An 11,088-nucleotide genomic window follows, 5' to 3' on the forward strand; every position below is an offset into this window, starting at 1 on the left:
AAATAACATTCCCTCGTTTGCTTAATTCTACGCGCGTAGACTATCCTTTAAGTAAATAAAAATACCAGTTAGATTATTTTACAAATAGGCTTTGCGCCAATACCAAGGGTTTATGACTATGGCAACACATTTAAATACCGAGGCTAACCAACAAGCCGCACAAGAGCGGTTAAATACGCCTGAAGGGAAAAAAGATTTTCGCCGAGCGATTTTTTCCTGTTGGTTAGGGACAACCATGGAATATGCCGATTTTGCTCTCTATGGTTTAGCAGCAGGTATTATTTTCGGTGATGTTTTCTTCCCTGATGCGACGCCGGTTATGGCACTGTTATCCAGTTTTGCCGCGTATTCTGTTGGGTTTATCGCTCGCCCAATCGGTGCATTATTTTTCGGCTGGCTAGGTGATAAACATGGTAGAAAAATGGTGATGGTGATTACCATTGCACTGATGGGGATATCTACAACCCTAATTGGCGCAATTCCAAGTCACGCGCAGATTGGTGTTTGGGCGCCGGTTTGTTTGGTTATTTTACGGTTTGCTCAAGGACTTGGCGCTGGGGCTGAGCTATCTGGTGGAACTGTGATGCTCGGGGAGTACGCTCCGGTCAAGCGGCGTGGGTTAGTCTCTTCGATTATTGCCCTAGGTTCAAACAGCGGAACATTACTGGCTTCAATGATTTGGTTGATAGTCTTACAGTTAGATAAAGAAAGCCTCATGTCATGGGGATGGCGTATTCCGTTCCTTGGTAGTATTTTGATCGCGCTGGCAGCGTTATTTATTCGCCAACATATGCGTGAAACCCCTGTATTTGAACGGCAAAAAGCCCAACTGGCAGAGGAGCGTCGCCAAGCGTTGGCGTCTGATGCTGTAAGTCACCCTGTTGATAACCGTACCTTTTGGCAGAGAACGCGTGCATTTTGGACCATGGTTGGCTTACGGATTGGCGAAAATGGGCCGTCTTACCTAGCCCAAGGTTTTATTATTGGTTATGTCACCAAAATATTGTTGGTGGATAAATCGGTACCGACAACTGCGGTTTTAATTGCCTCGATCCTCGGTTTTGCCATTATCCCTTTTGCCGGCTGGTTATCTGACCGATTTGGTCGCCGTATTATTTACCGCTGGTTCTGCTTATTGTTAATGTTGTATGCAGTCCCCGCCTTTATGCTACTGGATTCACGGGAACCGCTGGTTGTGATCCCAACGATTATTGTTGGAATGGGGTTAGCATCTCTGGGGATTTTTGGCGTGCAAGCGGCATGGGGTGTAGAGCTATTTGGGGTACGTAATCGCTATACAAAAATGGCCTTTGCTAAGGAGCTTGGTTCTATTTTGTCGGGGGGAACAGCACCGCTTGTCGCCTCAGCGTTATTATCTTGGACTGGGCATTGGTGGCCAATTGCTATTTATTTTATGGGGATGGCATGTATTGGTCTAGTTACCACATTTTTTGCACCAGAAACGCGAGGCCGTGACCTTAACTTGCCAGAAGATGCAATATAAGTGAACGCAGGTGGTATATAAAAACCAGAGTGGCTGCTATTCTTTCGTAAGATAATAGTAAGTGAAAAAGGAATTGCTGCGTGCCTGATGTGAACTATCGTAAAGTGACGCGGGTAGATGTTGCCCGCGAAGCCGGAACTTCTGTTGCAGTGGTCAGTTATGTGATTAATAACGGTCCCCGTCCTGTTGCTGAGGCGACGAAACAGAAGGTGTTAGCGGCGATAAAAAAAACGGGGTATCGCCCGAATGGTATCGCTAAAGCACTGGCGTCTGGCAGTACACAAACCTATGGGTTGGTGATCCCTGATATCTCTAACCCTTTTTTGGCTTCTATTGCACATGCATTGCAACGTGAAGCTTTCAAGCATGGTCATGTCTTGTTATTAGGGGATGCAGGGGATTCCCGTGTGCGTGAAAAAGAACTGATTAACAACCTACTTTTACGCCAAGTCGAAGGGTTGATTTATACCAGTGTTGACCGTCATCCGTACATTGACCTGATCCAATCTTCGGGTACCCCTTGTGTGATGTTAGATAGGGTCGACCCTACCGAAGGTGTCAGTGCTCTTCAAGTCAATGAAAAGTTGGCAGCCTATAAAATCACTCGCCATCTCATTGAGCATGGTTTTAAAGATATTGGCATTATTTGTGGGCCCATTGAAATGCTTAATACCCAAGACCGGTTAAGTGGTTGGGAAAACGCTTTGGTAGAAGCCAACCTTGAAATACAGCAAAAATGGGTTATTGCAGGGCAATATACGCGTGATTGGGGTTACCAAGCTATCTATCAAATGCAGAAAATAGGGTTCCCTGAGGCCATTTTTGCAACCAATGAGTTACAAGCTTTTGGTTGTTTGAAAGCCTTAGCTGAACTAAAACTGCGGGTACCAGAGGACATTGCTCTGGTGTGTTTTAATGGTACTGTGCAATCGGAGTATACTGTTCCTACACTCACGACTGTTCGACAACCTGTTGATAAAATAGCAGAAAAAGCGATACAGATTCTACAAAACTGGCCAAATAAAGAAGCCATTTGTGAGGTGGACTTTGAGCTACAAATTGGGCACTCCTGCGGGTGCTGATAATGTATTATTTCAGGGAAATTTATGCGTGTAATTATTGATTGTGACCCGGGAAACGGCGTTGCAGGCGCGAATGTTGATGATGGGCTTGCTCTTGCACTTGCGATAGCAGCGCCAGAAATTCAACTAGAGATGATCACAACCGTTTCAGGGAATACGCCTAGTGAGGTTGGTTTTAATGTGGCCAGCCATTTAGTCAACTCGCTGAATGAGGACATTCCTGTTTACCGCGGGGCGTCATCGGCACTAATTGAAGCTAGCGGACCATGGCGCGAATTATTAGATAATGGCGCACAGCGGGCGCAACTTAACTATTTGTGGGATAACCTTCCCCCTGTGCCTGCTTTACCTAAATCAGCACCAGAAGCTGCGTGGCGTATTGGTGAGCGGGTGTGTCAGAACCCGCATCAGGTCACTATTATTGCGATTGGTCCTTTAACCAATATCGCCATGGCCATGCAATTGTTCCCTGAAATGGCAGAGAAAGTGGCTGAAATTGTTATTATGGGAGCGGTATTTAATGTCCCTGGTTATATTAAAGATACCAATTTTGGGCTAGACCCAGAGGCGGCCCATGCGGTTTTGAATAGTGGTGCCAATATTACTTTAGTGCCAATGGATGTTACGGTACAAACACAGATGGTACAGAGTGACCTCGATAAGTTTTCTGTACTTCAATCCACATTGAGCCAATTTCTTGTTAATACTATGCGCCCGTGGATTGATTATTCGCGGGCTACGCGTCAGCTGGCGGGGTGTTGGGTTCACGATGTGTTAACCGTTGCATGGCTATTAGATAAAAGCCTAGTAACCTACGAGAAAAAACAAGTGGGTATTGAGCTGCAAGGGGCATTACGTGGAAAAAGCTATTATTATGATGCGTTACGTTTACGAGTCGGTATTCCTGAGCCAATGGCAAAACCGATTACAGTATTACAAACTGTAGATAATCAAGGTTTACTGGGTTTAATTTTTGCCTCGGTTAGCCGATATACTGCAAAGCCAGCCTGAAGCTAGCGCCATTCGGCGCTAGTTCAATGAACTGACATTAAGCTATCGATTTTTGCATTGTGCCGTAGGCGAGTTTGCCTTTATGGAAAGAGGCATGCCTTGGTGAAATTCGCGCAACGGCCTCAGCTGAGCAAGATGCGTCGACGAGAACAAAGCTAGCATCATCGCCTTTGGTGGGCCAAATTTGCTGGCCTTTGGTATCTAATGGCAAAATATTCCCTGTCGCAATTGCTAAAGCGCGAGACAGTGCCAGTTCATCTGGGCGAGTATACAACTGAGCATACAAGTTGGCTTTTTCGAGCATATCACCCAGCCCAAACGGTGACCAATGGTCGATAACGCTGTCTGTTCCGGTCATCACAAATACGCCATTATTATTTAATATTTTCAATGGCATATGTAATGTACCTATCGGTACTGTTGAGGCGATAGTCATTTGTTGTTCCGCCAGTTGCCTTGCGGTTTTTTCGGCTTGTTCTGGGCTCAGTGTTGCAAGAGCAAAGGCATGGCTAATCGTTACTTTACCGCGCAAACTTGGGTTTTCATTCACTGTTTTGATCATATACTCGATGGCAGCAAAACCCGCAGGGCTGGTTTCATGTAAATGAATGTCTACGCCTTTATTATAATCGAGAGCGATTTGGAACATCGTATCGAGAGATTTTTCCATTGCCCCATCAACGTTAGTGGGGTCTAAGCCTCCCACATAATGGGCGCCAGCTTGCATGGCTTCGCGCATTAAGGGTTCTGATTTTGACAACAATAACCCATGCTGTGGGAAAGCGACAATTTCACAAGTTAAATCTTGTTGGTGTTCATTAAGTACTTTTTGTAGGGTTTCTAAATTTTTTAACCCAGAAACGGGTTCGATATTACAATGGCTTCTGGCAATAGTTGATCCATGGGATTGGATCAACGTGATCAGCGCATTGGCTCTTTCTTCGGTGAAGGGTTGCAGTTCAGGTAACAGTTTCTGCTCTAGGGTGATCATATCCATAATTGTTTTACCTTCACGTGACTGTGGCGCTTGCCATGGCCCGCCATAGAAGGTTTTATCAAGGTGGATATGCATATCGCGAAACGCCGGTAGCATCAATTTGCCTTGAGCGTTATAAGCATTTAGCTGGTGATTAGCATGTTGTTTATTCGGTAAAATGGCGACAATTTTACCTTGATCGATTTCAACCGTTTGCAATGCGGTTTTAGTGCCAATCACCGTAGTATCGCGGAAATTAAAGCCTGTTTCGAGTAATACATCGTCAAGGTAATAATGGCTGTCGGTAATGCGAGTAATATCGGATGACATTGTGGGTTGATTTTGCGCGGATGCAATACCTGATACGGTACCAAAAAGGGTACAAGCAGCGGCGACTTTGGCGCTAGTGGAAAGGAACTCTCTTCTGCCGGATGATTGGTCTGCTTTCATAGAAACTCCTTGTGATCATGAAATAGAGTCGAATTTCCAGTTTTTGATCAGCAGTTCACCATCCAGATCGCTATTTTGCGATCTGGGGGGTGATATTGAGACATTAACGAGAAACTCTAGCGTTCCAAAATAATGGTACGTTGTAAATAACCCTTACCCTTGGATGATATGGGTTCCCGTCTCACCTCGTAAGGCTTCCGGTAGTTTTTCTGGTGTGGTGATAATCACACGTTTACCGCCATTGGCAATAAATGACAGGCTCGCTTCGATTTTCGGTAACATACTGCCTGCGGGGAAATGGCCTTCTTCCATATAGCGTTGCATGTCGCTAGTGGTCGTTTCACCAAGAGCTTTTTGCTCTGGTTTACCGAAGTGAATGCAGACTTTTTCGACACCGGTAGTAATAATCAAAATATCGGCATTTAATTCTTTCGCCAGTAATGTCGTGGAGAGGTCTTTATCTATCACTGCATCAACGCTTTGGTAGCCACCATCGCCATTTTGAATAACAGGAATGCCACCGCCTCCAGCTGCAACCACTACGTAGTCATGTTCCGTTAAGGTACGGATCGCTTTTGATTCAACCACACGTTTTGGTTCTGGAGATGCGACTACTCGGCGATAGCCTCGACCGGAATCTTCGACAAAATGCCAGCTCGGGTTCGCTTGTTGTAATTCTTTAGCCTGTTGTTCTGTAAAAAATGCACCAATTGGCTTGGTTGGGGCGCTAAAGTTAGGGTCGTTCTTATCGACTTCAACTTGTGTAACAACTGTAATAGCTTGGCGATTGTGACGTTTCGCTAGCACGTTAGTGAGTGCCTGCTGAACTAAATAGCCAATGCCACCTTGAGTATCAGCGACGCAGTTAGCAAGGGGGGTTAACGGCAAACCTTCTGTTTCATGGGCTATTTCAGCGCGGCGTAGGTCTAATCCAACTTGGGGTCCATTTCCATGGGTCAAAACAATGTTGTAGTTGCCCTCAAGCATGTCACTAATATGCAGTGCCACTTCTTGAACGGCTTTTTCTTGAGCTTCGATAGACTGGCTGTTGTTATCTTTGATAATACTGTTGCCCCCGATGGCAACAACCACGAGTTCTTTCATTGTTAATGTTTCCTGATACAGAGATTTAGCTCACAGCCGGTGTACTGTAGACACCGGCTATAAAAGGTTGGTTTGATTACACTGACTTACTGAGTTTCTCAGATTGTTCAGCTTGTTGTTCTTCCACCGATTTACGGCTATCTAAAAAATATTTGAGTACAAATAAAGCTGCCATCATGAGGTAAGCGTAAACAAACATCAAGGTTGAACCGGTTGCAATTCCTACTGCTGGGGAGTGAATAATTCCAAAGAATACTAATATTGCGCCAGCTGCCGCAGCAATTGCCCCACGTAGTGGTTGGTTGAGGATAGCGAAGATAGCGATACAACCCCATAGCATACTTGCCAATGGCGCACCGTTACCTAAGTGTACAATACCTTGATAATAAACACCTTTGTGTAGTAATGTTTCAACGCCTATTGCACTTGCTGACGTCCCTGCGGCCCCCATCACACTGTTGACCATAGTGAGCGCCCAGTTAGCAATCCATGGGAATAGACAGATAAAGATAACAGGCACTTCAATCTTCGGTGTTTCTCGTACCACTTGGTTGGCAGTGACAACACCGATAAACACCAATATTGGTACGATAGCTGTCATTGGAATGATAGCGAGCATGAATGCACCGATACCAAACAATGGGACAATAAACATGGTGATACCTGATGCTAGCGTATAACCAACACTGGCCCCCATTGCTTTCCAGCCAGCATGCCCAACATAAACAGTGACTGGGAATGGGTTACCCATGAAGCAGCCAACAGTTGAAGATAAGCCGTTAGCTAACATAACCTTACGGGTATTGTATTCATCACCTGCAGCGTGAGCACTTTCAATGTTTTCAAGGTCAAAGATATAGTTTGCTAAGCCCAATGGTACCGCAGAAGCTAAATATGGAAGTGCATGCGGTAAGCCTTGGAAGAAGCTGTCAATATGAATCCCTGGAGGGTTAAAGCCGAATGACGCCATAGAGTCTTTTATTGCCTCTGCACTTTGCAGCCCAGAAGCCCACGCAAGTACTGTTCCCGCGATAAGCAATAATAAACCGGTAGGAATACGTGCAAAGATAGGCTTTTTACCAAACCAGTTAATGAAAATTAATAATAAAACAATAAATGAAACGGTTGGTGCTTCAAAGGCTTGCAGCATTGGGTTCATTGCTAGCAATAATAGCCCAAGCCCAGAAAGACAAGATAACAGCACCGTACGAGGGATCATTTTACGGATAGTTTCGCCTAAGAATGAGCCACCAACGAGGATCATTGATTCAACGAAACACCAAACCAATGCGATTTGGATAGCAAACTCAGCATTCTGCGTGGTTTGGTACACCGGCATAATGACTAAGAAGGTCACGGTGAAGATAGAAGGTGCACTTGGCCCTGATGGCAGAGCGGTTACATCGCTGCGCCCTGTTTGTTTGATCATTTGCTGGCCAAAGTAAGCATAGCTAATACTGGCAAGTAAAACGGCGAGACCAAAAGCGGGTGCAATGCGACCATAAACAAGTTCAGATGGGATACCAACAACGAAAATTAATAAGCCCATCATGGTGAGTAGGTTAGTTAAGTTATTGGTCATTAAGCCAAAATAGGCAGCCAAGTCCCCACGTTTCCACTTTATATTAAATATACTCATATAGTATTCCCCTGTATACCCGTCATACTTTGAGCCACAGCTGTGTTGGCTGCTCTTAGCTATCTAAGTCACATACATGAGTATGCTCCTTGGGATATCTTCGTTTGCCGCCTTGCTGCAACTCAAATTATTTAGGGTATACACGCTAGAGGGTGTATATCATGATATTCAAAGTTGCAGTTTATCTGTGTTGCTGAATATTCAGGGTATTTGTTTTATTTTTATTGCCCAACCGAAGTTGGGCGTCTTTTTTTATGATTGAAAACTAAGCATATTTCTGTGCGTAGGCCAACATGGCTTTTTCAAAGCAATCAAATGGCGGGTGAACAATACCTGCTCCAATCATACCGATACCTGCATCTTTGTGGGCAATTGCTGTGTTGATAACAGGTAAAATACCGCTGGCTGAAACTTTGGTAATATCGATGGCTGTCGGGATACCCATAAAGCCGAGTAATGGGATAGTCACATTCGGGTTTTCACCGAGTGTGATTTCGCGCATTTGACGTGAGAAATCTACCGCCTCTTCTACCGTACCACCAACCAGCGCAACGATGGCAGGTGCGGTTGCCATTGCAAAGCCCCCAATACCGTAGGTTTCTGTGATTGCCGAGTCACCAATATCTAAGCCAGAATCCTCAGGCTTATAACCTGCAAACATTGGGCCAATAACTTGCTGTGAAGGCCCTGTAAACCACTGACCCGGTAATCCGCTGATACGTAAACCAAATTCATAACCATTACGAGCCATGGTGGTGACAACGGTACTGTATTCAATACCATGTGCTGCATCCATTGACGCTTTACACATTGCCATCCAAGTTGGGCCGGAGAAGTAATCACTACTTGCCACAAAATCAAACACTTCTTTTTGTTGTGCGACAGAGAAATCAGTTTGAATAATTCCTGTCGTTAATGCTTGGATCAGTAAGGTGGTACCAGCGTTATTACGGTTATGGCACTCATCCCCCATGTGTAAGGCTTGGGCTAGCATTAAACGCAGGTCAATTTCACCTACAATTTTCATTGCGTCGCGTAGCATTGGCCCTAATACATCACGCATCCAATTTAAACGGTCAATAACGCTTTGGTCATTGGCACCCATGCGTAGGATTTTCGCCATTTGTTCACTGAGGTTGGTGAATGCGCGGTTGCCATAGGTTTTGTTTTCAACGATATGCATAAACATAGATGCAGACGTTACCCCAGCCATTGACCCAACACAGTCGTGTTCATGGCAAGGGGAGAAAATAACCTCACCAGATGCCGCTACGCGCTCTGCATCGGCTAAATCTTTCGCGAGCCCTTCAAAGACCAGCGCACCAGTAACTGCCCCTTTCATAGCTCCACACATGTCTTTCCAAGCAACGGGTGGACCGGCGTGTAGGATGGTGTTTTTAGTCATGCCCGGTACCACATTAATCGCTTGGTCATAGCCAACTAATACTGGTTGGGATTGAATAATGCGCTCAAGGGCTTGTGCGTTAGCCGCTGCAATTTTTTCTTGTAATGCCGCATTACCTTCAATTTGGTCGAGGGCGCGGATCACTGCCACGTTCCCTTGTCCTGGAGGCGTCCAGTTTAGGTGAGTGACTGGAACATGTTGTTTTTTCAGGTCATCACTGAACATCTCGATGCCAACGTTGATAACATTTAGCGGTTGTTTAAATAATGAAGTCATTATGCGTTCTCCCCTTTCCACACAAACTCACGTCCTAATAAACCCGTATTGGTGCTGCTACTTGCCCAGATGACCCCTGCATCTGTCAGCATTTTGACTTGTGCATCCATGGATGGAGTATCTTGGTCCGTACCGAGTACATAGCCTAAAATTTCAAGTTCACGACCATCTTGTTTAGCGATGTTTTTAGCTTCTTTGATAGCATCAATCATGACGCCAACGGGGTCTTCGTGAGAACCGAAGCCTAAAACAAAGTCCATCATAATCACGCCGACCTCAGGGTCGCGAGCTTCTTGTAATAAGCGTTCGATACGGTTGGTCGGGTCGATCATTGGGTGAGGTTTACCATTAGTGAAATCATCATCACCAAAGTCGAGGAAAGTGTGAGCGATACTTTGATTTAAGTCTTTCAGGCGGTAGTCAGGGTTTGGTTGAATATTGCTGTAAACATCATCGTATTTTTCCAAAGCGGCAAACATCGCTTCATCGCATAGCGTTCCGCCACAGAATAAGCCACGAATATATTTTTGCTCAGGTTTGAGCTTCGCTCTGACTTCTTCAATTAAAGGCCAGTTTAGAGAATGTAAATCTAAATCTTCTTTACGAATACCCGTTAATAGCACTGCTTTTAGTGCCGCCTCTTTGGTGCTTTGTGCAAACGTTAGCCCAGGTTTATCTTCTGGTAGAGGCTGGCTACCTAAGAAACAAACAACGACTGGTTTGTGGCATTTTTCAGCTTGTTCTAGTACTTTCTTTGCAACAGCGGCGGCTGGTGGCTTAGAAATGAGGGCAATAACTTGGGTTTCATCATCGGCATCTAACATCTTTAGGGCATCAATCATCATGATCCCGCCAATTTTCTCACTTAAATCGCGGCCACCGGTACCAATTAGTTGAGAAACACCTGCACCAAATTCATGAATACGAACGCTAAGCTCTTGGCTGCCAGTACCGGATGCACCGATGATCCCAATGCTGCCACGGCGCACGCTATTACCAAAACACAATGCAGTGCCATTGATAATTGCGGTTCCGCAGTCTGGGCCCATCATGAGTAGACCTTTCTTGCTAGCGAGTTGTTTGAGTGCTAATTCATCTTCAATTGAAACGTTGTCAGAAAATAACATCACGTTGAGGTCGTTTTCTAATGCAATGCGGGCTTCACGGGCGGCAAATTGGCCATTCACAGAGATTACCGCAAGGTTAGCATCGGGGATGTGGGTTTTCGCAGAATTAACCGTGGCATATTTGGCTTCGTGTTGGCCACCACCTTGGTTTTTTTTATTAAATAAGTCTTCAATGGCAATTAATGTGGCATCGTTAGCATCATCGCTTGGCCCTTTAATGACAATCATTAAATCGCCATTTTTAGCCTCTTCCAATTCAGGGGTTAATAGCCCTAAATTTCTGAGTACGCCTTTATTCATTTCTGTTGCCATCGCAACAAAGGCTTGTTCAACATTATCAAGTTGATTGGCCTTTGTTGAAATAGACATCAGTGACACGGAATCAAAATAAGTATTCTTTTTTATGACAACTTTAGTCGACATAGTTTTCTCCGAAATAATGGGTGAGATACAGGGCATCACGTAAGCCAAATAGCATGTCGCTGCCAGAACTTGACCCGATATTTAAAATCTC

8 protein-coding genes and 1 pseudogene are annotated in these 11,088 nt (G+C 44.9%); 3 read left to right on the plus strand and 6 right to left on the minus strand.

Features of this window, described 5'->3' with window-relative positions; translation table 11 throughout:
- Window positions 1-118: 118 nt before the first annotated feature.
- The 3 genes from OQV04_RS21195 (at window position 119) to OQV04_RS21205 (ending at window position 3,597) form a co-directional block, all read left to right on the plus strand.
- Entirely contained in the window at window positions 119-1,504 is a 1,386-nt protein-coding gene (locus tag OQV04_RS21195) for an MFS transporter (RefSeq protein WP_042843359.1), read from the plus strand.
- Between the two features lie 80 nt (window positions 1,505-1,584).
- Complete coding sequence (locus OQV04_RS21200) at window positions 1,585-2,586, plus strand: LacI family DNA-binding transcriptional regulator (RefSeq protein WP_094301194.1); 1,002 nt, start codon at window positions 1,585-1,587, stop codon at window positions 2,584-2,586.
- A 24-nt stretch (window positions 2,587-2,610) separates the two neighbouring features.
- On the plus strand, window positions 2,611-3,597 hold the full coding sequence (locus tag OQV04_RS21205; protein ID WP_042843362.1) for a nucleoside hydrolase: 987 nt from the start codon (window positions 2,611-2,613) through the stop codon (window positions 3,595-3,597).
- A gap of 37 nt (window positions 3,598-3,634) precedes the next feature.
- Here the strand turns inward: OQV04_RS21205 and OQV04_RS21210 are convergent, their stop codons facing one another.
- From OQV04_RS21210 to OQV04_RS21235, 6 genes and pseudogenes are all read right to left on the minus strand, one after another.
- Window positions 3,635-5,023, minus strand: coding sequence for an amidohydrolase family protein (locus OQV04_RS21210; RefSeq protein ID WP_210831666.1), 1,389 nt, complete (start codon window positions 5,021-5,023; stop codon window positions 3,635-3,637).
- A gap of 153 nt (window positions 5,024-5,176) precedes the next feature.
- Window positions 5,177-6,127 carry a carbamate kinase family protein gene (locus OQV04_RS21215; protein WP_042843364.1) on the minus strand — a complete coding sequence of 317 codons (951 nt, stop codon included), beginning with the start codon at window positions 6,125-6,127 and terminating at the stop codon, window positions 5,177-5,179.
- Between the two features lie 76 nt (window positions 6,128-6,203).
- Window positions 6,204-7,766 (minus strand): xanthine permease, encoded by a 1,563-nt coding sequence (locus tag OQV04_RS21220; RefSeq protein WP_332642834.1) that lies wholly within the window; start codon window positions 7,764-7,766, stop codon window positions 6,204-6,206.
- Between the two features lie 265 nt (window positions 7,767-8,031).
- The gene (locus OQV04_RS21225; RefSeq protein ID WP_332642837.1) at window positions 8,032-9,450 is read right to left on the minus strand and encodes a DUF1116 domain-containing protein; all 1,419 of its coding nucleotides are present in this window, start codon (window positions 9,448-9,450) and stop codon (window positions 8,032-8,034) included.
- The gene (fdrA, locus tag OQV04_RS21230; protein ID WP_129466920.1) at window positions 9,447-10,997 is read right to left on the minus strand and encodes an acyl-CoA synthetase FdrA; all 1,551 of its coding nucleotides are present in this window, start codon (window positions 10,995-10,997) and stop codon (window positions 9,447-9,449) included. The genes OQV04_RS21225 and fdrA overlap by 4 nt, the downstream gene beginning before the upstream one ends.
- Window positions 10,987-11,088: pseudogene (locus OQV04_RS21235) on the minus strand (DUF2877 domain-containing protein); the annotation flags it as partial. The pseudogene OQV04_RS21235 and the gene fdrA, both read right to left, overlap by 11 nt.

This window comes from Escherichia sp. Lx600-2 (assembly GCF_036662595.1).
Taxonomy (GTDB): domain Bacteria; phylum Pseudomonadota; class Gammaproteobacteria; order Enterobacterales; family Enterobacteriaceae; genus Escherichia; species Escherichia coli.